Source organism: Streptomyces sp. NPDC058274 (genome assembly GCF_042881375.1).
Classification (GTDB): domain Bacteria; phylum Actinomycetota; class Actinomycetes; order Streptomycetales; family Streptomycetaceae; genus Streptomyces.
In genome coordinates, this window is sequence record NZ_JBHVXW010000003.1 from 314449 (window position 1) to 337125 (window position 22677).

The 22677-nt window shown below is 71.0% G+C and carries 18 protein-coding genes; 15 read left to right on the plus strand and 3 right to left on the minus strand.

Annotated features, from left to right (window positions below; translation table 11 throughout):
• Window positions 1-59: 59 nt before the first annotated feature.
• Window positions 60-1103, minus strand: coding sequence for a LacI family DNA-binding transcriptional regulator (locus ACFVYF_RS08675; RefSeq protein WP_389452867.1), 1044 nt, complete (start codon window positions 1101-1103; stop codon window positions 60-62).
• A gap of 240 nt (window positions 1104-1343) precedes the next feature.
• On the opposite strand from ACFVYF_RS08675, the gene ACFVYF_RS08680 reads away from it, so the two are divergent.
• The 6 genes from ACFVYF_RS08680 (at window position 1344) to ACFVYF_RS08705 (ending at window position 10860) form a co-directional block, all read left to right on the plus strand.
• Window positions 1344-2627: an ABC transporter substrate-binding protein gene (locus ACFVYF_RS08680; protein ID WP_389453607.1), complete on the plus strand. Its 1284-nt coding sequence runs from the start codon at window positions 1344-1346 to the stop codon at window positions 2625-2627.
• A 6-nt stretch (window positions 2628-2633) separates the two neighbouring features.
• A complete protein-coding gene (locus ACFVYF_RS08685) occupies window positions 2634-3581 on the plus strand; it encodes a carbohydrate ABC transporter permease (RefSeq protein WP_389452870.1) in 948 nt (315 codons plus the stop codon).
• Entirely contained in the window at window positions 3578-4489 is a 912-nt protein-coding gene (locus ACFVYF_RS08690; RefSeq protein WP_389452872.1) for a carbohydrate ABC transporter permease, read from the plus strand. The genes ACFVYF_RS08685 and ACFVYF_RS08690 overlap by 4 nt, the downstream gene beginning before the upstream one ends.
• Window positions 4490-4550: 61 nt before the next feature.
• Window positions 4551-5783 carry a glycosyl hydrolase gene (locus ACFVYF_RS08695; protein WP_389452875.1) on the plus strand — a complete coding sequence of 411 codons (1233 nt, stop codon included), beginning with the start codon at window positions 4551-4553 and terminating at the stop codon, window positions 5781-5783.
• 29 nt (window positions 5784-5812) lie between these two features.
• On the plus strand, window positions 5813-7813 hold the full coding sequence (locus ACFVYF_RS08700; RefSeq protein WP_389452877.1) for an endo-beta-N-acetylglucosaminidase: 2001 nt from the start codon (window positions 5813-5815) through the stop codon (window positions 7811-7813).
• A gap of 29 nt (window positions 7814-7842) precedes the next feature.
• Entirely contained in the window at window positions 7843-10860 is a 3018-nt protein-coding gene (locus ACFVYF_RS08705) for an alpha-mannosidase (protein ID WP_389452880.1), read from the plus strand.
• A 192-nt stretch (window positions 10861-11052) separates the two neighbouring features.
• Here ACFVYF_RS08705 and ACFVYF_RS08710 read toward each other — a convergent pair whose 3' ends face one another.
• Window positions 11053-11775 carry a FadR/GntR family transcriptional regulator gene (locus ACFVYF_RS08710; RefSeq protein WP_383272398.1) on the minus strand — a complete coding sequence of 241 codons (723 nt, stop codon included), beginning with the start codon at window positions 11773-11775 and terminating at the stop codon, window positions 11053-11055.
• 227 nt (window positions 11776-12002) lie between these two features.
• Between ACFVYF_RS08710 and ACFVYF_RS08715 the strand changes: the two genes are divergently transcribed.
• Genes ACFVYF_RS08715 through ACFVYF_RS08750 form a run of 8 tightly spaced genes read left to right on the plus strand, consistent with a single transcriptional unit; the run spans window position 12003 to window position 19762 of the window.
• Window positions 12003-13079 (plus strand): sugar ABC transporter substrate-binding protein, encoded by a 1077-nt coding sequence (locus ACFVYF_RS08715; protein ID WP_389452883.1) that lies wholly within the window; start codon window positions 12003-12005, stop codon window positions 13077-13079.
• Window positions 13076-14575 carry a sugar ABC transporter ATP-binding protein gene (locus ACFVYF_RS08720; protein ID WP_389452886.1) on the plus strand — a complete coding sequence of 500 codons (1500 nt, stop codon included), beginning with the start codon at window positions 13076-13078 and terminating at the stop codon, window positions 14573-14575. The genes ACFVYF_RS08715 and ACFVYF_RS08720 overlap by 4 nt, the downstream gene beginning before the upstream one ends.
• Window positions 14568-15605 (plus strand): ABC transporter permease, encoded by a 1038-nt coding sequence (locus ACFVYF_RS08725; protein WP_389452889.1) that lies wholly within the window; start codon window positions 14568-14570, stop codon window positions 15603-15605. The genes ACFVYF_RS08720 and ACFVYF_RS08725 overlap by 8 nt, the downstream gene beginning before the upstream one ends.
• A gap of 51 nt (window positions 15606-15656) precedes the next feature.
• Window positions 15657-17012: an L-fuconate dehydratase gene (locus tag ACFVYF_RS08730; RefSeq protein WP_389452892.1), complete on the plus strand. Its 1356-nt coding sequence runs from the start codon at window positions 15657-15659 to the stop codon at window positions 17010-17012.
• Window positions 17009-17800, plus strand: a complete 792-nt coding sequence (locus ACFVYF_RS08735; protein WP_389452895.1) for an SDR family NAD(P)-dependent oxidoreductase — start codon at window positions 17009-17011, stop codon at window positions 17798-17800. The genes ACFVYF_RS08730 and ACFVYF_RS08735 overlap by 4 nt, the downstream gene beginning before the upstream one ends.
• Window positions 17800-18792 carry an aldo/keto reductase gene (locus ACFVYF_RS08740; RefSeq protein ID WP_389452898.1) on the plus strand — a complete coding sequence of 331 codons (993 nt, stop codon included), beginning with the start codon at window positions 17800-17802 and terminating at the stop codon, window positions 18790-18792. The genes ACFVYF_RS08735 and ACFVYF_RS08740 overlap by 1 nt, the downstream gene beginning before the upstream one ends.
• Entirely contained in the window at window positions 18789-18926 is a 138-nt protein-coding gene (locus ACFVYF_RS08745) for a hypothetical protein (protein WP_389452901.1), read from the plus strand. Before ACFVYF_RS08740 ends, ACFVYF_RS08745 begins: the two co-directional genes overlap by 4 nt.
• Window positions 18923-19762, plus strand: coding sequence for an amidohydrolase family protein (locus tag ACFVYF_RS08750; RefSeq protein WP_389452903.1), 840 nt, complete (start codon window positions 18923-18925; stop codon window positions 19760-19762). The genes ACFVYF_RS08745 and ACFVYF_RS08750 overlap by 4 nt, the downstream gene beginning before the upstream one ends.
• On the opposite strand, the gene ACFVYF_RS08755 is transcribed toward ACFVYF_RS08750, so the two are convergent.
• Window positions 19750-21171, minus strand: coding sequence for a lipase maturation factor family protein (locus tag ACFVYF_RS08755; protein ID WP_389452906.1), 1422 nt, complete (start codon window positions 21169-21171; stop codon window positions 19750-19752). The genes ACFVYF_RS08750 and ACFVYF_RS08755 overlap by 13 nt on opposite strands.
• A 116-nt stretch (window positions 21172-21287) precedes the next feature.
• Between ACFVYF_RS08755 and ACFVYF_RS08760 the strand changes: the two genes are divergently transcribed.
• Window positions 21288-22604: a DUF6777 domain-containing protein gene (locus ACFVYF_RS08760; protein WP_389452908.1), complete on the plus strand. Its 1317-nt coding sequence runs from the start codon at window positions 21288-21290 to the stop codon at window positions 22602-22604.
• Window positions 22605-22677: the final 73 nt, after the last annotated feature.

Genomic DNA, 22677 nt, shown 5'->3' on the forward strand with positions numbered 1-22677 from the left:
GGGCCGAACCGCCTCGGGGTGGTTCTGCGGCGCAGTGAACGCCGGACACGCCGTCCGTCTCACGCGCCACGGGCCCCCGTGCTGTCCCGCTCGATCAGCCGCGGCACCGGGACCTGCACCGTGCGCGCCGGACCGCCGTCCAGGAGCGCGGTCAGCTCCCGCGCGGCCGTCCGGCCGAACTCCACGGTGTCGCGGGAGAGCGCGGACAGCCAGGGCTTGACCATCCGGCACAGCGCGGAGTCCTCCCACGCCACCACCGACACGTCGCCCGGCACGGAGAAGCCCAGCTCCGTCGCGGCGGCGACCCCGGCGACGGCCATCACGTCGTTGTCGTACACCAGCGCGGTCGGCGGTGCGACGCCCTCCAGCACCCGGCGGGTGACGGCCGCGCCCTCGGCGTCCGAGTAGTCCGTGGTCACCGAACGCACCTCGGCGAGGCCCCGCCGCTCGGCCTCGGCGCGCAGGGTGCGGATGCGGCGCTCGGTGTGGGCGAGCCCCGGCAGGCCCGCGATGTGCACGATCCGGCGGTGGCCGAGCGCGTGGAGCCCGCCCACCACGGAGGCCATCGCCCCGGCGTCGTCCGCCCAGACGATGGACAGCCCGGGATGGCCGGCGTCCGGCACGCCCCCGATGACGACGGCGGGCAGCCCCAGCTCGTCGAGGAGGTCCGGCCGGGGATCGTCGGTCCGCGGATCGACGACCAGCACTCCGTCCACGCGGTGCTCGGCCCACCACCGCCGGTAGACCGCGCACTCGGCGTCCACGTCCTCGACCACCTGGAAGAGCAGGCCGAGATGACGCTCCGCCAGTACTTCCTGGATGCCCGAGATCAGCTGGAGGAAGAACGAGTCCACGCCCAGCGTGTCGGCGGGGCGCGCCACCACCAGACCGACCGTGGCCGCCCCTTCGCCGGACAGCTGGCGGGCCGCCGCGCTGGGCCGCCAGCCCAGCTGCTCGGCGACCCGGCGGACCCGGGCGCGGGTGACCTCGGAGACCCCCGGCCGGTCGTTGAGCGCGAAGGAGACCGCGCTCTCGGAGACCCCGGCGCGCTGCGCGATGTCCTTCATCGTCGGCCGGCGGGCGGGCGACCGCTTGGCTGGCAACCTGGCTCCAAGTTCTGCTGGGACGGCGTACTAATGCGCTTGAGCTGAGGCAATCTAAAGCGCATTAGTCGCTGATTGCAAGAGGTCCAGCAGACTCCGCTGACCTGCGCAGTTGGGAGCGACGAAGGCAGCTAATGAATTTAGGTGCCCCAAATCCATTGACTTCCCCTGCGCGTTGGATGCAAGGTCTGCCCCGGCACCATTCGCCAACCCGTGCAAAGGAGCCCGGTCACCGTGCGCATGCCCCGCAGAGCACTCGCCGCCGCCGCCGTCGCTGTCGTCCTGCCGCTGAGCGCCTGCGGCTCCGGTGACGACAGCAGCGGTTCGACGGACGCCTCCGGCAAGATCGAAGGCAACATCACGTTCCAGACCTGGAACCTGAGGGCCAACTTCAAGTCGTACTTCGAGGGCGTGATCGCCGACTTCGAGAAGAAGTACCCCGACACGAAGGTGAAGTGGGTCGACCAGCCCGCCGAGGGCTACGCCGACAAGATCAGCGCGGACGCGGCCGGCGGCACCCTGCCCGACGTCGTGAACGTCTCGCCCGACCTGGTCGCCCCGCTGGCCAAGGCGGGCCTCGCGCTCGACCTCGACAAGTCCGCCGCCAAGTACAAGAAGGAGTACCTGGACGGCGCCTGGGCCAGCCACCGGATACCGGGCATGACCGGGACCTACGCCTTCCCCTGGTACCTCAACACCGGCCCGCTGTTCTACAACAAGAGCCTGTTCAACGACGCCGGGCTCGACCCCGAGAAGCCCCCGACGACGTACGACGAACTCTTCTCCGACGCCCTGGAACTGGCGAAGAAGAGCGACGGCAAGGTCGCCACCCTCGCCAACGTGCCCACGGTCGAGGACTTCGGCCGCTACGGCGTCCAGCTGATGAACAAGGAAGGCACCGCCTTCTCGTTCAACGACGCCAAGGGCATCGAACTCCTCACCAAGTACAAGGAGTTGTACGACGCGAAGGCGCTCGACTCGCAGGCGCTGACCGCGACCCCGGAGTCCTCCGGCAAGAAGTTCCTCACCGGGGCCGTCGCCATGAACCCCGGCAGTGCACTGGACCTCGGCAACTTCAAGAAGCAGGCGCCGAACCTGTACAAGAACATCGGCATCACGGACCAGATCACCAGCACCGGCAAGGTCAACATGTACGTCATGGGCGTGATGGTGAACTCGCGCACCAAGCACACACCGGCCGCGGTCGCCTTCGCCCACTACGTCACCGACGCCCAGAACCAGATGTCCTTCGCCAAGAAGGTCGCGATCTTCCCGAGCACCGCCGGCTCACTGGACGACCCGTACTTCACCAAGGAGGACGGGACCGACGAGACGCGCGTGCGCATCGCCGCCGCCAAGTCCCTGAAGAACGCGGTGAATTACACGCCGGTCCTCTTCAGCGAGCAGATGAAGACCGCACTGCGCAACGAGGTCGCCAAGGCGCTCCAGGGCAAGGAAAGCCCCAAGGCGGCACTGGACAACGCCGTCAAGGCGTGCAACACGCTACTGAAGCAGCAGGGCTGAACCGACATGGCGAGTTCCACCGTCGCGCGGGTGCGGCGTCCAGGGCGGCAGAAGGACCCACGGCCCGCGGGGCGACCGGGGCGGGTCCGGCGTCATCTGCCCAGCACCCCCTGGCTGTTCGCCGCACCCGGGCTGCTGATCGCCGGGGCCTTCATCCTCTACCCGTTCGTCTCCACGCTGGTCAACGCCTTCACCGACCGCCGGACGCTGATCCCCGGCCAGTTCGTGGGCCTGGACAACTTCCGCGAGCTGCTGCACGACGAGATGTTCTGGACCGGGCTGCGCAACAGCGCGCTGTACGTCGTCGGTGTCGTGCCCGCGCTGGTGCTGCTGCCGCTGCTGCTCGCCCTGCTGGTCCAGAAAAACATCCCCGGCATCACCTTCTTCCGGTCGGCCTTCTACACCCCGGTGGTCGCGTCCATCGTCGTGGTCGGTCTGATCTGGGTGTGGCTCCTGGACGAACGCGGCCTGGTGAACTCGCTGCTGGAGGCGATCGGGGTCGGCAAGGTCGGCTTCCTCAGCGACCAGTGGCTGCTCCTGCTGAGCGCCATGGCCGTCACGGTCTGGAAGGGCCTCGGCTACTACATGATCATTTACCTGGCGGCGCTCGCCAATGTGCCCCGCGAGCTGCACGAGGCCGCGTCGGTCGACGGCGCGGGCGCGATCCGCCGGTTCTTCACCGTCACCGTGCCCGCCGTCCGCTCCACCATGGTGCTGGTCGCCGCGCTCTCCTCGGTCGCCGCCTTCAAGGTGTTCTCCGAGGTGTATCTGATGGCGGGCCCGGACGGCGGTCCCGCGGGCGAGGACACCACCCTCGTCATGCTCGTCCAGCGCACCGGCACCGGACTGACCGGCCGCGTCGGCTACGCCTCCGCCATCTCGGTCGTCGTCTTCGTCGTCACCGTCGCGCTGATGCTGCTCGTGCTGCGCGCCGACCGGAAGGAGGACGCGTGAGCACCATCGAGAAGGCACCTCCCGCCGAGCTGCCGACGGCCACGGCCAAGCCCCGCCGCCGTGTCACCGACGAGCACGGCCGCCGTATCCGCGTCTGGGAACTCGCCCTGCGCTACCTGCTGTTGCTCGGTGTCCTCGCCCTGACCGTCGGCCCCTTCGTGTGGCAGCTGTCGACCTCGCTCAAGGGCCCGACCGAGGACATCTTCAGCTCACCGCCCAAGTTCCTGCCGAGCGACCCCACCTTGCACAACTACCAGCGGGTCGCCGACACCATCCCCGTCTGGGACTACGCGCTCAACTCGCTGAAGGTCGCGGGTGCCAACGTCGTCACCAACTGCGTGGGCTCCGCCCTCGCGGGCTACGCCCTGGCCCGGCTGCGCTACCGCGGACGCAACGTGGCCACGCTGGTCTTCATCCTGGCGATGCTCGTCCCGGCGGAGAGCATCATCATCGCCCAGTTCACCACCATGCGTGAACTCGGCCTGAACAACACCCTCATCGGGGTGGTGCTGCCCGCCTGTGTCAGCGCGATGAACGTCCTGCTGATGCGCAACGCCTTCCTCAACCTCCCGTACGAGATCGAGGAGGCGGCCTACGTCGACGGGGCGAACGCCTGGCAGCGGTTCCTGCGGATCGCGCTGCCGTCGGTGAAGGGCACGCTCGCCGTGGTCGCGATCTTCGCGTTCATGGGGGCCTGGGACGACTTCCTGTGGCCGCTCATCGTGCTCAGCGACCCGTCGAAGTTCACCCTGACCATCGGACTCAACTATCTGCACGGCACCTTCGCCAACGACGAACGGCTCGTCGCCGCCGGCACCATCATCGCCGTGGCGCCGCTGATCGCCCTCTTCGCCTGTCTCCAGCGGTACTTCTTCCGCGGCGTCGGCGAAGGCGCGGTGAAGGGCTGAGCCCCGCGTCCGCGACCGAGTGCCGAACCCCCCGCTTTTTTCCGATTCGCAAGGATCCTGCATGCCCTCTGTCGTACGCTTCGGCGTCAACTACACCCCGAGCGAAGGGTGGTTCCACCACTGGCTCGACTTCGACCTCGACGCCGTACGCGCCGATCTCGACTCGATCGCCGCGCTCGGCCTCGACCACATCCGGGTCTTCCCGCTGTGGCCCTACTTCCAGCCCAACCGCACACTGATCCGGCCGCGTGCCGTCGAGCAGCTCGTCGCGCTGGCCGACGCCGCCGCCGAGCGCGGGCTGGACGTCAACGTGGACGGACTCCAGGGCCACCTGTCGAGCTTCGACTTCCTGCCCTCCTGGACCCAGACCTGGCACCGGCGGAACATCTTCACCGACCCCCAGGTGGTGGAGGGGGAGGCGGAGTACCTGCGCACCCTCGCCGCCGCGCTCGCCGACCGCCCCAACTTCATCGGCATGACGATCGGCAACGAGGTCAACCAGTTCGCGGCGGGCCCCCACCCCGACCCGGACCACATCACCCCGGAGCAGGCCGAGAGCTGGCTGACCCGGCTGCTCGCCGCCTGCGAGGAGGGCGCCCCCGGCAAGCTGCATCTGCACGCCTCGTACGACGCCGCCTGGTACCAGGACGACCAGCCCTTCACGCCCGAACACTCCGCCGGGCTCGGCGCCGTCACCGCCGTGCACTCCTGGGTGTTCAACGGCACCGCCCAGCGCCACGGCCGTACCGGCACCGCCACCGAGCACCACGCGGCCTACCTGGTGGAGCTGTCGAAGGCCTGGGCGGACGACCCCCGCCGGCCGGTCTGGCTCCAGGAGGTCGGCGCGCCCGCTCCGCTGATCCCCGCCGAGCACGCGGCCGCCTTCACCGAGGCCACCGTCCAGAACGCCCTCGACTGCCCGGACCTGTGGGGCATCACCTGGTGGTGCTCGCACGATGTCAGCCGCGCTCTCGCCGACTTCCCCGAACTCGAATACGGTCTCGGCCTGTTGACCAACGACCGACGCCCCAAGCCGGCCGCGGAGGCACTCGCGGCGATCGTCAAGGAACAGCGACCGCACGCCCCGGCCCCGCGCACCACCGCGCTGGTCGTCGACACCGCCCCCGGCCGCTCCGTGTGCGCCCCCGGCGGCCCCGTCTTCGACGCCTTCGCCCGGCTGACCGCCGACGGCGCCCGACCCACCACCGTTCTCGCGAGCCGCGCCGACGACAAGGAACACCTCGCGGCCCGGGGCATCACCCATGTCGTCACCCCGGATCAGGTCACCGAGTAGCCCGTCCCCACGACCACACGGAGCACACAGTGGACCTCAGCAGACGCACCGTCCTGCTCGCCGGCGCCTCGGCCGCCGCCGCACTCCTGCCCGGCCTCACCGGCACCGCGGCAGCGGCCGCCCGCAACCTCCAGCCGTACGCCTCCTACTGGTACCCCGACTCCTTCCCCTCGGGCACCCCGGGCGCCGGCATCACCTGGCGCAGCCTGAGGACCTGGAGTGCCGCCACTGACGCGGACCTGGCCTTCAACACCGCGTCCGTGCCGCTCGCCGCACGCTTCACGCCGACCCCCGCGAACACCACGGCCCGCGCCGACCAGGCCCGCATCCAGTCCCTCGTCTCCTTCGGGCCCACCGCGGGCAACCCCTCGCAGGGCTCGGCGACCGCCGACTACTACGCCCTCACCCACTGGGCGTACATCGACGAACTGGTCTTCTGGGGCGGCTCGTCGGGCGAGGGCCTGATCCTCGCGCCGAACGCACCGGTCGTGGACGCGGCCCACCGGCACGGGGTCCGGGTCCTCGGCAACATCTTCCTGCCGCCCACCGCCTACGGCGGCCAGCTCCAGTGGACCCGCGACCTGGTGCAGAAGGACTCCGCCGGGCACTACCCGCTCGCCGCCCAACTGGTGGCGGTCGCGGCCGCGTACGGCTTCGACGGCTGGTTCGTCAACGCCGAGACGAGCGGCGGGAACGCCGCGCTGGCCACCGACATGCTCGGCTTCCTGAAGGAGCTCAAGGCACTCGCCGCGGCGAAGCGGCAGCGCGTCACCTGGTACGACTCGATGACTGTGAACGGCTCGGTGAGCTGGCAGGGCGCGCTGAACAGCCAGAACCAGTCGTTCTTCCAGGCCGCCGACTCGATGTTCATCGACTTCCGCTGGTCCCAGAGCAGTCTCGCCTCATCGGGCACGCTGGCCCAGCAACTCGGGCGCAGCCGCTACGAGTTGTGGGCGGGCGTCGACGTCGAGTCCAGCGGTACGGGCAAGTCGGTCAACTGGAACGCCATCGTGCCGGCCACCGGGTCCCACGTGACCTCCATCGGCCTCTACCGGCCCGAGTGGACCCGCAACCACCTGCCCGCGAGCCGAACCCCCGGGGATTTCCACGCCTCCGACGACCTGTTCTGGACCGGCACGACCCTCGACCCGTCCAAGCCCGACGCGACGGCCACGTGGCGCGCCCCGGCCGTCTCCGTCGCCGACCGCTCGACCGTCACCTCCCTCCCCTTCGCCTCCGTCTTCAACACCGGCCACGGCCTGAAGTGGTACGAGCGCGGCAAGGCCACCTCGGACACGGCCTGGAACCACCTCGGCCTCCAGGACCGGCTGCCGTCCCGTCGCTGGGTGGTCCGGACGACCGGCCAACGCCCGTCCGTCACCTTCGACTTCGCGGACGCCTGGCGCGGCGGCAGCAGCGTCCTGGTGGCCGGTGCCCTCGACGCGCCGGCGACGCTGGACCTCTACGCGACCCGGCTGCCGATCTGTGCGGACACGGTGGTCGAGCTGACCCACCGCGCCGACTCCGGCCCGGTGCAGGTCGAGCTGGCCGTCGCCACCGCCGAGCCGAGCACGGCGGGCGGAGCGCCGCCGTACACCTGCTTCCCCGTGACCGTGTCCAGCGGCTGGAGCACCTCGACCGTGCGGCTCACCGGACTGTCGGGGACCGTACGGGCCCTGGGCGTCCGGCTCACCGGTTCCGGCGCGGCCGTACGCTGGCGGCTGGGCGGGATCGCGGTCCGGAAGGCGGTGGTGACCCCTGCCGCGCCCACCGAGCTGCGGATCGCCGACGCCGACGGCGGCAGCCTGCGCTTCGCGTGGCGGGCCGCCCCCGGTGCCGTACGTCACTACGAGCTGTACCGGACGCTTCGGGACGGCACGCGCCGCTTCCTGGGCGGCACCTGCCAGACGGCGTTCTACGCCGGCGGACTCACCGCCGGGCAGGGCGAGGCGGCGGCACGGTTCGAAGTGCGCGCGGTGGGGGAGCTGTTCAGCGTCTCGACCGCCGCCACCATCACCCATACCTGGTAGCCCGCACCCTTCACCCCACGGAGCACTCCATGCATGACGACCGCACCCTGGTCGAAGCCCGCCTCAAGCGCGTTCTCGACGAGCGCATCCGCCCGGCCGTGTACCCCGAGTCCGTACCGCTGGAAGTGGCGGTGTGGAACGCGCCGGGCGAGCCCGTGCCGGTCGCCGAGGGGCTCGCGGCCACACCGGAGCCGATCGAGGCGGGCGCGCGCTGGGGTGCTCCGTGGGGCACCAGCTGGTTCCGCGTCACCGGCACCGTCCCCGAGGCCTGGGCGGGGAAGACCGTCGAGGCCGTGCTCGACCTCGGCTTCGACGAGAACATGCCCGGATTCCAGTGCGAAGGCCTCGTCTACCGGCCCGACGGCACCCCGGTGAAGGGCCTCAACCCGCGCAACCAATGGGTACGGATCGGCGCTCCGGCCGAGGGCGGAGAAGAGGTCCGGCTGCACATCGAAGCCGCCTCCAACCCGGTCATCCTCGACTACCACCCCTTCCTGCCCACGCAGCTGGGCGACAAGGAGACGGCGGGCGACGAACCGCAGTACACCCTCGCGCGGATGGACCTCGCCGTCTTCGACGAGACGGTGTGGCAGCTCGTGATCGACCTGGAGGTGCTCGGTGAGCTGATGGCCGAGCTGCCCCTGGAGTCCGCGCGCCGCTGGGACATCCTGCGCGCGCTGGAGCGGGCCCTGGACGCGGTGGACCTCCAGGACGTGAACGGCACCGCGGCCGCCGCCCGGGCCCGGCTCGAAGGAGTGCTGGCCGAGCCCGCCGTGCCCTCCGCGCACCGCATCAGCGCCGTCGGACACGCGCACATCGACTCGGCGTGGCTGTGGCCGCTGCGCGAGACGGTCCGCAAGGTGGCGCGGACCACCTCCAACATGACCGCGCTCATCGAGGACGAGCCCGACTTCGTCTTCGCCATGTCCCAGGCCCAGCAGTGGGCCTGGGTGAAGGAGCACCGGCCCGAGGTGTGGGCGAAGGTGAAGAAGGCCGTCGCCGACGGACGGTTCGTGCCCGCCGGCGGCATGTGGGTCGAGTCGGACACGAACATGCCGGGCTCGGAGGCGATGGCCCGTCAGTTCGTGCACGGCAAGCGGTTCTTCCTCGACGAGTTCGGCATCGAGAACGAGGAGGCCTGGCTGCCCGACACCTTCGGCTTCGCCGCCGGGCTCCCGCAGATCATCAAGGCGGCCGGCTCCAAGTGGCTGCTCACCCAGAAGATCTCGTGGTCGCAGACCAACAAGTTCCCGCACCACACCTTCCAGTGGGAGGGCATCGACGGCACCCGGATCTTCACCCACTTCCCGCCCGTCGACACCTACAACTGCTCCATGAAGGGCAGCGAGATCGCCCACGCGGCGAGCAACTTCAAGGACAAGGGCGTCGCCCGGCACTCGCTCGCGCCCACCGGCTGGGGCGACGGAGGCGGCGGCACGACGCGCGAGATGGTCGCCAAGGCGGCCCGTCTGCGCGACCTCGAAGGCTCCGCGGCCGTGGTGTGGGAAACCCCCGAGGCGTTCTTCGAGAAGGCCGAAGCCGAGTACCCCAACGCCCCTGTGTGGGTGGGCGAGTTGTACCTCGAACTCCACCGCGCCACGCTCACCAGCCAGGCCAAGACCAAGCAGGGCAACCGGCGCAGCGAGCACCTGCTGCGCGAGGCCGAGCTGTGGGCGGCGACCGCGGCCGTACGGACCGGGTTCTCCTATCCGTACGAGGAGCTGGACCGTATCTGGAAGACGGTCCTGCTCCACCAGTTCCACGACATCCTGCCCGGGTCGTCCATCGCGTGGGTGCACCGTGAGGCCCGCAAGACGTACGAGCGGGTCGCCGAGGAGCTGACCGCGATCATCGACGCGGCCCAGCGCGCGCTGGCGGGCGAGGGCTCCACGCCGCTCGTGTTCAACGCCGCGCCGCACACCCGTGACGGTGTCCCGGCGGGCGGCGCCCGGACCGCGGCCGTCCAGGGGGAGACGGCGCTCGCCCCCCGCGTCGCCGGCGGCTTCGTGCTCGACAACGGGCTGCTGCGGGTGGAGATCGACGCGCAGGGCCTGGTCGTCTCCGCGTACGACCTGGCCGCCGACCGCGAGACGATCGCGCCGGGCAAGGCCGCGAACCTGCTGCAGATCCACCCCGACTTCCCGAACATGTGGGACGCCTGGGACGTCGACGAGTTCTACCGCAACACCGTCACCGACCTGGTCGACGCCGAGGAGGTGACGCCCGGCGCGGACGGCGTGTCCGTGCGGGTCGTACGCTCATTCGGCGCGTCGCGTGTCACCCAGGTGCTCTCGCTCGCGCCGGGGGAGTGGCGGCTCGACATCGACACCGAGGTCGACTGGCACGAGACCGAGAAGTTCCTGAAGCTCGCCTTCCCGCTCGATGTGCACGCCGAGCGGTACGCGTCCGAGACCCAGTTCGGGCACTTCTTCCGGCCGACGCACACCAACACCAGCTGGGAGGCGGCCAAGTTCGAGGCCTGCAACCACCGGTTCGTGCACATGGAGGAGCCCGGCTGGGGCGTCGCGGTCGTCAACGACTCGACGTACGGCCACGACGTCACCCGGACGGTGCGCGACAGCGACTCCGGTACGACCACCACCGTGCGGGTCTCCCTGCTGCGCGCCCCGCGCTTCCCCGACCCCGAGACCGACCAGGGCGTCCACCGTTTCCGGCACGCGCTCGTGCCGGGCGCGGCGATCGGCGACGCGGTCCGTGAGGGATGGCGGATCAACCAGCCGGAGCGACGGGTGAGCGGTGACCAGGAGGTCGCGCCGCTGGTGGCCGTCACCCAGGACGCGGTGGTCGTCACCGCGCTCAAACTCGCCGACGACGGCAGCGGTGACGTGATCGTCCGCTTCCACGAGTCCCGCGGCGGACGTACCCGGGCCACGCTCACGGCGGGCTTCGAGGTCGCGGCCGTCACGGTGACGGACCTGCTGGAGCGGCCACTGGCCGACGCCCCGCAGCCGCGCCAGGACGGTGAACGGATCACGCTGCCGCTGCGTCCCTTCGAGCTGGTGACGCTGCGGCTGAAGCGGGCCTGAGACGCGGCGCGGGCCGCGCGTGGCGGATACCGAGGTGAGTCAGCGTGGCTGATGCCGAGGTGGGCCGGCCCAGCGTGGCTGATGCCGAGGTGGGCCGGCCCAGCGTGGCTGATGCCGAAGCGGGCCGGCCCTGCCTCGCGTCGCTGACACCGGGCCGCCCGGCCTGACCGCTCCCGGACCCAACTCAAGCCGCTAAGGCTTGAGTTGGGTCCGCAGCCATTCCTCCACCTCGCCCACGTGGGCGGCCGCGGCCGCCCGGGCCGCCTCCGGGTCACGGGCGACCAGTGCACGGTGGATCGCCGCGTGCTCGCGCCGGGTGCGCTCGAAGGCGTCCGCCTCCTGATAGCCGCGCCAGACCCGGGCACGGAAGGTGCGCGAGGAGAGCCCCTCCAGGATCGCCGCCATCGTGTCGTTGCCGGCGGCCGCCCCGATCGCGCGGTGGAAGGCCAGATCGTGCGCGAGGATCTCCTCCGGGTCGTCCGTGGCGTTCATCGCGGTCAGATGCTCCTCGACCTCGGCGAGCTGCGCGGCCGTGATCCGGGCGGCGGCCAGCGCGGTCGCCGTAGATTCCAGGATCCGGCGCACTTCGAGCAGCTCGACCAGGCGCGGGCCCCGGGACAGATCGGCCACGACGCCGAAGGTCTCCAGGAGGTCGCCCGCCTCCAGCTGGGTCACGTACGTGCCCGAGCCGTGTCTCGCCTCCAGGACGCCCAGGACGGTGAGCGCACGGATCGCCTCCCGCATGGAGCTGCGGGACATGCCCAGCTGAGCCGCGAGATCGCGCTCGGTCGGCAGCCGCTGGCCCGGTTCGAGACGGCCCTCGCCGATCATCGCCTTGATCCGCTCGATGGCGCGCTGCGTCACGGTGCCCTTCTGCGGGGCCGTCTCCGCCTCCTTGGCCAGGGTCTCGTCCACGCCGTTCCCTCCTGCTGTTGCGGGTGCGCCGCAGTCTAACCAGCGATGTGGTCGGACCACTACGGCTGAAAACGAGGAAAATTTGGCTCCCAAGGGTGTTGTGACCCCCAAGTGGTCTGATAAATATTCGTCCCGACCGGAAGAGGGACTCCGGCCGGGCCCTCGGGGCCCTGCGTCAGACCAGCACCCCGATCACTGCTCGATCACGCTCGATGAGGAGCCGTCAGATGGCCGGCAGAACTGTGCGGAACATGCGAACCCCGTCGCGGGCGGTGCGAGCGGCGGCCGTGGCCGCCTGCGCCACCCTCGCGCTCGCGGCATGCGGCAGCACCAAGGACGACGTCGCCTCGGGCGGCGGCAAGGGCGACGGCACCGGCAAGGTGGGCGTCATCCTGCCCCTGCTGACCTCGCCGTTCTGGCAGTCGTACAACGACTACGTGCCGAAGATGGCGAAGTCGGAGGGCGTGGACGCGCTCAAGACCGTCAACTCCAACAGTGATCCGTCGCAGCAGATCACCGACATCAACAACCAGCTCAACCAGGGCGTGAAGGGCCTGGTCGTGGCCCCGCTCGACAGCGCCGCGATCGCCGCGGGACTCGACCAGGCCGAGCGCAAGGGCGTCCCCGTGGTCGCCGTCGACGTCGCCCCCGAGAAGGGCAAGGTCGCCATGGTCGTACGCGCCAACAACGTGGCGTACGGCGAGAAGGCCTGCGAGTACCTCGGCAAGCAGATCACCTCCGGCAAGGTCGTGCAGATCATGGGCGACCTGGCGTCGGTCAACGGCCGGGAGCGCTCCGAGGCCTTCCGCACCTGCGTCAAGAAGAAGTATCCGAAGCTCAAGGTGCTGGAGATCCCGGCCAAGTGGGAGTCCGACACCGCGGCCTCCAAGCTGGACACCCTGCTGAACGCGAACCCGGACATCAAGGGCATCTACATGCAGGCCGGCGGCGTCTACCTCGCCCCCACGCTGCAGACCCTCAAGTCCAAGGGAATGCTGAAGACGGCCGGCCAGAAGGGCCACATCACGATCGTCTCGAACGACGGCATCCCGCAGGAGTTCGACGCCATCCGCAAGGGCCAGATCGACGCCACCGTCTCGCAGCCCGCCGACGCGTACGCCAAGTACGGCATGTACTACATCAAGGCGGCGATGGAGGGGAAGACGTTCAAGCCGGGTCCGACCGACCACGACTCGGAGATCGTCAAGCTGCCCAGCGGCATTCTTGAGGACCAGCTGCCCGCCCCGCTGGTGACCAAGGACAACGTGGACGACTCCAAGCTCTGGGGCAACACGGTCAAATGAGCACACCACTTGTGGAGGCGCGGGGGATAGCCAAGCGGTACGGCCCCACCGTCGCGCTCCAAGACGGTCAACTCACCGTACTGCCGGGCGAGTCGCACGCCCTCGTCGGCCGCAACGGCGCGGGCAAGTCCACCCTCGTCACCATCCTCACCGGCCTCCAGGCTCCGGACGAGGGCACGGTCCGCTTCGACGGCGAGCCGGCGCCCGCGCTCGCCGACCGGGACGCCTGGCGCCGCAAGGTGGCCTGCGTCTACCAGAAGCCCACCGTGGTTCCGGACCTGACGGTCGCCGAGAACCTCTTCATCAACCGGCAGCCCGTGGGCCGCGGGGGCTTCATCAGCTGGCGCAGGCTGAAGGCCGAGGCGGCCGAGGTGCTGGAGACCTGGGACGTGCGCGTCGACCCGGAGGCGCGGACCGCCGACCTCAAGGTCGAGGACCGCCAAATGGTGGAGATCGCACGTGCGTTGAGCTTCGGCGCCCGGTTCATCGTCCTCGACGAGCCGACGGCGCAGCTCGACAACCGGGAGATCGAACGCCTCTTCACCCGGATGCGCGCGCTCCAGGACTCCGGTGTCACCTTCCTGTTCATCTCGCACCACCTCCAGGAGGTGTACGAGGTCTGCCAGACGGTGACCGTCCTGCGCGACGCCCGCTGGATCACCACCGCTCCGGTCGCCGATCTGCCGCGCGCGGCTCTGATCGAGGCCATGGCGGGGGAGTCCATCGCCGTCGTCGAGCAGAAGGCCGCGCACACGTCGGTGCACGAGGACGCGCCGGTCGTCCTGGAGGCCAAGGGGCTCACCTCGGAGTCGTTCGAGGAGGTGGACCTCACCGTCCGCCGCGGCGAGGTCGTGGGCCTCGCCGGCTCCAGCGGCAGCGGCAAGATCCACCTCGCGGAGTCCTTCGCCGGACTGCACCAGCCGACCGGCGGAAGCGCACAACTCGGCGGCGAGCGGCTTCCGTTCGGCGACGTGCAGGCGGCGCTGAAGGCCGGCGTCGGCTGCGTGCCCCGCGACCGGCACGAACAGGGTCTCGTCTCCGGGATGACCATCGGCGACAACGCCACGATGACCGTCCTGAACCGCCTGGGCCGCTACGGGTTCATCGGCACCGACCGCAAGCGCGGCTTCGCCACCGAACTGATCGAACGCCTCGACATCCACACCGAGGGCCCGGAGCAGCCGGTCTCCGACCTCTCCGGCGGCAACGCGCAGAAGGTCGTCATGGCCCGCGCACTCGCCTCCGACCCGCGTCTTCTCGTCCTCATCAACCCCACCGCGGGCGTCGACGTGAAGTCCAAGGAGTCCCTGCTGGCCCGCATGGACAGCGCCCGCGAGGACGGCACCGCCGTACTGGTCGTCTCCGACGAACTCGACGACCTGCGCCGCTGCGACCGCGTTCTCGTCCTCTTCCACGGCCGCGTCGTCGCCGAACATCCGGCGGGCTGGCGCGACCACGAGCTGATCGCCTCCATCGAAGGAGTGGACCATGGCTGACACGAAGGCCCCGTCGGCCTCGACCCCCACCCCGGTACGGACCTGGAAGGGGCCCCGCCCCACCAAGTCCGTACTGCTGCGCCGCGCCCGAGAACTCGCCCTCGTACCCGCGCTGTTGCTGCTGCTCGTCCTCGGCGCGATCGTCAACGACTCGTTCCTCACCGAGCGCAACCTGATCTCCATCCTGGGCGCGTCCGCGGCGCTCGCGATGGTGGTGCTCGCCGAGTCGCTCGTCCTGATCACCGGCAAGTTCGACCTGTCGCTGGAGTCGGTCGTCGGCATCGCGCCCGCCGTGGGCGCGCTGCTGGTGCTGCCCGCGGCCCAGTCCGGCTGGGGCACCGAGTTCCCGGCCGCGCTGGCCCTGGTCGCGATCCTCGTCGTGGGCGCGGTCATCGGCGCCTTCAACGGCATCCTCGTCGTGAAGCTCAAGCTCAACGCCTTCATCGTCACCCTCGCGATGCTGATCATCCTGCGCGGGCTGCTGGTGGGCGCGACCAAGGGCAAGACGCTGTTCGGGATGCCCGACGCGTTCTTCTCGCTGGCCACCACCACCTTCCTGCGCATCCCCATGTCGGTGTGGCTGGCCGCCGTCGCCTTCGGTGCCGCGGGCCTGATCCTCAAGTACCACCGCATCGGGCGCGCCCTGTACGCGATCGGCGGCAACGCCGACGCGGCCCGCGCGGCCGGCATCCGGGTCGAGCGCGTGATGCTCGGCGTGTTCATCGTCGCGGGTGTCCTCGCCTCGGTCGGCGGCATCATGCAGACCGGATACGTCGGCGCGATCAGCGCCAACCAGGGCAACAACATGATCTTCACCGTGTTCGCGGCCGCGGTCATCGGCGGGATCAGCCTCGACGGCGGCAAGGGCACCATGTTCGGCGCCCTCACCGGTGTCCTGCTGCTCGGCGTCGTGCAGAACCTGCTCACGCTCGCCCAGGTCCCGTCGTTCTGGATCCAGGCCATCTACGGCGGCATCATCCTGGTCGCCCTGATGATCGCCCGCGTGACGACAGGCCGAGCCCAGGACTGACCTCGACCGATGAACTCCTGCGACTCAGAGCCCCGGACCGAAAGGCCTCCCGTGTCCCCAACTGCCGCCCGTATCACCGCGGTCGACACCTACGACATCCGCTTCCCCACCTCGCGCGAGCTGGACGGCTCCGACGCGATGAACCCGGACCCCGACTACTCGGCGGCGTATGTCGTGCTGCGCACCGACGCGGCCGACTGCCCCGAGGGGCACGGCTTCACCTTCACCATCGGGCGGGGCAACGATGTCCAGGTCGCCGCGGTCGACGCGTTGCGGGGACATGTGGTCGGGCGCTCCGTCGACGAACTGTGCGCGGACCCCGGCTCGCTCGGCCGGGACCTGATCGGTGACAGCCAGCTGCGCTGGCTCGGCCCCGAGAAGGGCGTGATGCACATGGCGATCGGCGCCGTGGTCAACGCCGTGTGGGACCTGGCGGCCAAGCGGGCACAGAAGCCGCTGTGGCAGCTGCTCGCCGACGCCGAACCGGAGTGGCTGGTCCGCCAGGTCGACTTCCGCTACATCACGGACGCGCTCACCCCTGAGGAGGCACTGGAGCTGCTGCGCCGCGGCAGGGAAGGCGCCGGCGACCGCGCGGCACAGCTCCGGGAGCGCGGCTTCCCCGCCTACACCACCTCACCCGGCTGGCTCGGCTACAGCGACGAGAAGCTCACCCGGCTCGCCGCCGAGGCCGTCGCCGACGGCTTCACCCAGATCAAGCTGAAGGTCGGCGCCGACCTCGCGGACGACGTACGCCGCTGCCGGGTGGCCCGCTCCGTGGTCGGGCCCGGCATCCGGATCGCGATCGACGCGAACCAGCGCTGGAACGTCGACGAGGCGATCACCTGGACCAAGGCCCTCGCCGAGTTCGAGCCGTACTGGATCGAGGAGCCGACCAGCCCCGACGACGTCCTCGGACACGCCGCCATCCGCAAGGCGGTCGCGCCGGTGAAGGTCGCCACCGGCGAGCACGTCCAGAACCGGATCATCTTCAAGCAGCTGCTCCAGGCCGGCGCCATCGACGTCCTGCAGATCGACGCGGCCCGCGTCGGCGGAGTGAACGAGAACCTCGCCATCCTGCTGCTCGCGGCCAAGTACAACGTGCCCGTCTGCCCGCACGCCGGCGGCGTCGGCCTGTGCGAACTCGTCCAGCACCTCTCGATGTTCGACTTCGTGGCCCTCTCCGGCACCACCGAGGACCGCGTGATCGAGTACGTCGACCATCTGCACGACCACTTCCTCGACCCGGTGGTGATCCGCGAGGGCCACTACGCGGCACCGGCCGCGCCGGGCTTCTCGGCCACCATGCGGCCCGAGTCGATCGAGCGGTTCACCTTCCCGGGCGGTACGTTCTGGGCTGCCGACCTCGCACAGCAGGCACTCACCAACTCGAAGGGGGCAGCGGCATGACGGACTCTCAGGATCTCCGGGACCCACAGGGCCCCCAGGACTTCGCGGGACTCAGGGCCCTGGTGACGGGCGGCGCCTCCGGCATCGGCCGCGCCACCGCGGAGCTGCTCGCGGCGCGCGGCGCCCAGGTCGCCGTCCTCGACCTCGATCCGTCGTCGGTCGAGAAGCCGCTGCTGGGCTACCGCGCCGATGTCACCGACGACGCGTCCGTACGCGCGGCGGTGGCCGCGGCGGCCACCGACCTCGGCGGCCTCGACGTACTGGTCAACAACGCGGGCATCGGCGCCCAGGGCACCGTCGAGGACAACGACGACGAGCAGTGGCACCGGGTCCTGGACGTCAACGTCCTCGGCATGGTGCGGGCGACCCGCGCCGCCCTGCCCCGGCTGCGCGAGTCCGCGCACGCGGCGATCGTGAACACCTGCTCCATCGCCGCCACCGCGGGACTTCCGCAGCGTGCCCTCTACTCCGCCTCGAAGGGCGCGGTCCTCTCCCTCACCCTCGCTATGGCCGCCGACCACGTCCGTGAGGGCATCCGCGTCAACTGCGTCAACCCCGGCACCGTCGACACCCCCTGGGTCGGCCGCCTCCTCGACGCGGCGCCCGAGCCGGCCGCCGAACGCGCCGCGCTGGAGGCCCGCCAGCCCACCGGCCGCCTGGTCTCGGCGGCGGAAGTCGCGGGCGCCATCGCCTACTTGGCGAGCCCGCTGTCCGGTGCGACCACCGGCACCGCCCTCGCCGTGGACGGCGGTATGCAGGGGCTGCGACTGCGCCCGGTGAGCCAGTAGTGAGCCCGCTCGGAAGCAGCGGCGTCGAGGTCAGCGGGCTGGCCTTCGGCGCCGCGGCCATCGGCAACCTGTTCACCGAGGTCGAGGACGAGCAGGCGTACGCCTCCGTGGACGCGGCCTGGGCCGCCGGAATCCGCTACTTCGACACCGCGCCCCACTACGGCATCGGGCTCTCCGAACGCCGCCTCGGCGCGGCCCTCCGGGACCGTCCCCGCGCCGACTTCACCCTCTCCACCAAGGTGGGCCGCCTGCTGGAACCCACCGGCGCGGGCGGCGACGACCTCGCCAACGGCTTCGCCGTGCCCGCCACCCACCGCCGCGTCTGGGACTTCAGTGCCGACGGCGTACGACGCAGCCTGGACGCCAGTCTGGAACGCCTCGGCGTCGACCGCGTGGACGCCGTCTACCTCCACGACCCGGACGACCACGCCGAGCAGGCCTTCCGCGAGGCCTACCCGGCGCTGGAGAAACTGCGCTCGGAAGGCGTGGTGGGCGCGATCGGCGCCGGGATGAACCAGACCGGGATGCTCACCCGCTTCGTCCGCGAGACGGACGTCGACATGGTGCTGTGCGCCGGGCGCTACACCCTCCTCGACCACGGGGCGCTGACCGATCTGCTGCCCGCGGCCCAGGAGCGCGGCACGTCGGTCGTCGTCGGTGGGGCCTTCAACTCCGGTCTGCTGGCCGACCCGCGGCCGGATGCCACCTACAACTACGCCACCGCACCGGCCGAGTTGCTGGAGCGTGCCCTGCGGCTCAAGGCCATTGCCGAACGCCACGGCACCACCCTGCGCGCCGCCGCCCTGGCCTTCCCCGCGGCGCACCCCGCCGTCGCGAGCGTCCTCGTCGGCGCCCGCTCGCCCCACGAAGTGCGCGACTGCGCCGAGCAGTTCGCGGCACCGGTGCCCGCCGCCTTCTGGCAGGAGCTGCGCGACGCGAAGCTGCTGCCACCGGACGCGCCGGTACCCGTACCGGGAGAGGACCCTTCGTGAGAGTCGCCCTGCACCACGTCGCCCTGCACCACGTCGCCCGGCAGACACGGACGGCCGAGCCGCTCGACGTCGTCCACGACTGCTCCGGCGACGGCGCGGACGCCGCCCTGCCCGTCGTCCGGGAGCTGCCGTGACCGTCGACGCGCACCACCACGTGTGGGACCTCTCCGTCCGCGACCAGGACTGGATCACCGGCCCCGAACTCCAGCCCCTGCGCAGGAACTTCACCGTCGCCGACCTCGAACCGGAGGCACGCGCCGCCGGAGTCGACCGCACGGTCCTGGTGCAGACGATCACCGTCGCCGAGGAGACCCCGGAGTTCCTGGCGCTGGCGCGGGACAGCGCCCTCGTCGGGGGCGTGGTCGGCTGGACGGACCTCACCCGCCCGGATGTCGCCGACGAGCTGGCGCGGCTGGGAGAACTGCCCGGCGGCGCCTGTCTGCGCGGCATCCGGCATCAGGTCCAGGGCGAGCCGGACCCGGCCTGGCTGCTGCGGCCCGAGGTGCGGCGCGGGCTCGCGGCCGTGGCGGCGGCCGGGCTGGCGTACGACCTGCTGGTGCTCCCGCACCAGCTCCCGGCCTGCGCCGAGATCACCGCGGCGCTGCCCGAACTCACCTTCGTCCTGGACCACTTGGGCAAGCCGCCCATCGCCTCCGGTGAGCTCGAACCCTGGGCCGGCCGGGTCCGCGCCCTGGCCGCGCAGCCCAACACCGTCTGCAAACTCTCCGGGATGGTCACCGAGGCGGACCTCGCGAAGTGGACGGCCGACGATCTGCGGCCGTACGCGGACACGGTGCTGGACGCCTTCGGTCCCGGCCGCCTGATGTTCGGCTCCGACTGGCCGGTGTGCACGCTGGCGGCCACCTACGGGCAGGTCCGTGACCTCGCGGACACGCTGACGGACGGACTGAGCGACCACGAGCGTGCCGAGGTCCTCGAAGGCACCGCGACCCGCGTCTACCGCCTCTGAGCCACCCGATCCAGCCGCGTGGGCGGCAGGAACTCCCGCACATAGGTCCGTTCCCAGCACGCGCCCGTCTCCCGCAGCTCGCGCCATGTCGTGTAGCGGTAGCGGAAGAGACGGGCGCGGACGAAGCGGGGCGGGGCGTCCGGGGGGAACGGGCAGCCGCGCAGCAGCCGCAGTGTGTCGCGGTCGTTCTCCAGCAGTCGCTCCACCAGCCCGCCGAACCACGGCGCGGCGTACGCGGGGGAGAGCGCCGCGAACCACATCATCCAGTCGAGCCGCAGATGGTAGGGCGCGAACTGGCGCGGCCAGCGCCGGGGATCGCCCGGCTTGCCCCTGAACTCGTACTCCCGCCAGTCCGAGTCCTCGCGTGGCACGTCGTCGGATGTGCCCTCGACCACCACCTCGTACCGCGTCCGGCTGACGCTGCCGAAGGCACCGTAGGTGTTGACCAGATGGAGCGGGTCGAAGGAGCGGTTCATGATCTGGCGCCGGGAGACCAGATTCCGCGCGGGGCGGTAGCTGAGGGTCACCAGGACCGCGGCCACGGCCAGGACGACGATCACGTACCAGAGCGGCGCCCCGGGTGTGTCCGGCGGTGTGGTGGGCAGCTCCAGGGCGGACAGGGCCAGCACGATCGTGATCCAGTTCAGCCAGGAGAAGTTGCCCGACAGGACCAGCCACAGCTGGGTGAGGATCATCAGTGAGGCGGCGGCCGTGGCGATCGGCTGCGGGGTGAACAGCAGGACGGGCACGACGAGTTGGGTGATGTGGTTGGCGGCCACCTCCACTCGGTGGAACGGCCTGGGGAGGTGGTGGAAGAACCAGCTCAGCGGGCCCGGCATCGGCTGGGTCTCGTGGTGGTAGTCCAGGCACGTCAGCTTCCGCCAGCACGCGTCCCCGCGCAGCTTGATCAGCCCGGCGCCGAACTCGACCCGGAACAGCACCCAGCGCAGCAGGAAGAGGACGACGACCGGCGGGGCCACCTCGTCGTTGCCGAGGAAGGCGGCGAGGAAGCCCACTTCGAGGAGCAGGGACTCCCAGCCGAACCCGTACCAGGTCTGGCCGACGTTGACGATCGAGAGATACAGCGCCCACGGGACGAGCCACGCCAGTACGGCACCCCAGAGGGGGAGCCGGGAGTCGAGGCCCGCCAGCAGCGCCACCGACACCGCGCAGCCCGTCCAGGACCAGACGGCGAAGAAGCGGTCGGAGTAGTGGAGTTGGAACACGCTCGGCGCCCGGCGGAACGGCACCCGCGCGACGTAGCGGGGCACCGGCAGTATTCCGCGCCCCCCGATCAGCGCCCGGAACTGGAGCGCCGCGGTGAGGAACGCGACGAGGTAGACGCCGGCCAGCGCCCGTTGGAAGACCAGCCGGCTCAGCCAGTAGCCGGGCCCGGTGAACCACTCCACGGCGGCCTCCTCTCTCCCTGCCAGTGTGACGCTGTGTGACCGGCTCCGCTTGCGTAAGCCATCTGGGCGACGCAGACAATAGTGGACGAACCACCCGGGATGAACGGGAGAACGTGGTGCGCATACCCACCAGAACCCTCGTCACGGCCTGCGCGCTCTCGGCGGCGCTCCTCGTCGCCGGGTGCGGCGGTGCCGGCGACCAGGACCAGGCGGCCGCCGGTTCCGGCTCGGAAGTCTTCCTCCAGCCGGCCGCCGCCCAGGGCCCAGACCCCTTCACCGGCTCCTCGGCCAGGTCCACCGCGAGTCCGTCCCCCGTCACCCGGACGCCGCAACCGGCTCCCTCCGGCGACGACTCGTCCGCCGCCACCCGCTCCCTGTCGGGTGGCACCCCTGGCCTGTACGGCGGCACCGAGTCCGTCGGCAGCTGCGACGTCGAGAAGCAGATCGGCTTCCTCACGTCGGACCAGGACAAGGCGCACGCCTTCGCCGAGGCCTCCGGCGTCTCCCAGGCGTCCATCCCCGGCTATCTGCGCGGCATGACCTCGGTCGTGCTGCGGTCCGACACCAGGGTCACCAACCACGGCCTGCGCGACGGACGGGCGACCGGCTACCAGTCGGTGCTCCAGGCCGGCACGGCCGTCCTCGTCGACAACCGGGGCGTGCCCCGGGTGCGCTGCGCCTGCGGCAACCCCCTGAACGCACCGTCCGCGGCCAAGGGGACCCCCGGCGGCCACGGGCACCCGTGGCCCGGCTACCGGCCCGCCCAGGTGATCGCGGTGACCCCCGCGCCCCAGGTGATCACCAACATCACGATCATCAACATCGTCAGCAACACCTGGATCGAGCGCAGGGTCGGCGACGACGGCCACCACGACCACGTCGTCCCGCCGCCCGACGGCCGGACCCGGCCCCCGCGACCGGACGAGTCCCCGTCCGGCAGGTCCCCGCACGAGAAGAGCCCCTCGCCCGAGGAGCCGGCGTCCGACTGCGCGACACCGGCCTCGACGGTGACGGTCACCCCGGGCGCGACGGACGGCGCGGCGACGGCGCCCCACGCCCCCGCGGGCCCGGACGAGCGCACCTCGTCCCCCGAGGAGAGCCCCCTGACCGGGACTGCTCGACCGGCGAAGCCCTCGGACTGCCCGACGGCCACCGTCACGGTCCCGCCGACCGGATCGACGGGACCCGCCACACTGCCGTCCCCGTCGGACCGCAGCGCGGCCCCGGACACGACCGTGCCCGGGACCGACGAACCGGGCGACGCGCCCACCGCCACGGAGTCCGCGGCGCCGGCGGACTCCTCGGGTCAGGAGACCGGCCCCGACACCGTGCCGGAGCGGCCCGGCCCGCGGGACGGCGGTGGCCGGATCCCCGACGACGCGACGACCGCGGACAGTATCTTCGGCAACCCGACCGACGTCTTCGACAGCTGACACCCACCCCGCCGGGAGCCCCCGACCGGGCTCCCCAGGAGTCGAATAATCGGGCAAATGCTGGCAAGGTGGC

Excerpts from the sequence above, each read along its gene's own strand:
- ACFVYF_RS08735 (WP_389452895.1), top strand. The coding sequence starts at position 17,009 with ATGACGGACTCTCAGGATCTCCGGGACCCACAGGGCCCCCAGGACTTC.
- ACFVYF_RS08725 (WP_389452889.1), top strand. The coding sequence starts at position 14,568 with ATGGCTGACACGAAGGCCCCGTCGGCCTCGACCCCCACCCCGGTACGG.
- ACFVYF_RS08685 (WP_389452870.1), top strand. The coding sequence starts at position 2,634 with ATGGCGAGTTCCACCGTCGCGCGGGTGCGGCGTCCAGGGCGGCAGAAG.
- ACFVYF_RS08680 (WP_389453607.1), top strand. The coding sequence starts at position 1,344 with ATGCCCCGCAGAGCACTCGCCGCCGCCGCCGTCGCTGTCGTCCTGCCG.
- ACFVYF_RS08715 (WP_389452883.1), top strand. The coding sequence starts at position 12,003 with ATGGCCGGCAGAACTGTGCGGAACATGCGAACCCCGTCGCGGGCGGTG.
- ACFVYF_RS08695 (WP_389452875.1), top strand. The coding sequence starts at position 4,551 with ATGCCCTCTGTCGTACGCTTCGGCGTCAACTACACCCCGAGCGAAGGG.
- ACFVYF_RS08705 (WP_389452880.1), top strand. The coding sequence starts at position 7,843 with ATGCATGACGACCGCACCCTGGTCGAAGCCCGCCTCAAGCGCGTTCTC.
- ACFVYF_RS08720 (WP_389452886.1), top strand. The coding sequence starts at position 13,076 with ATGAGCACACCACTTGTGGAGGCGCGGGGGATAGCCAAGCGGTACGGC.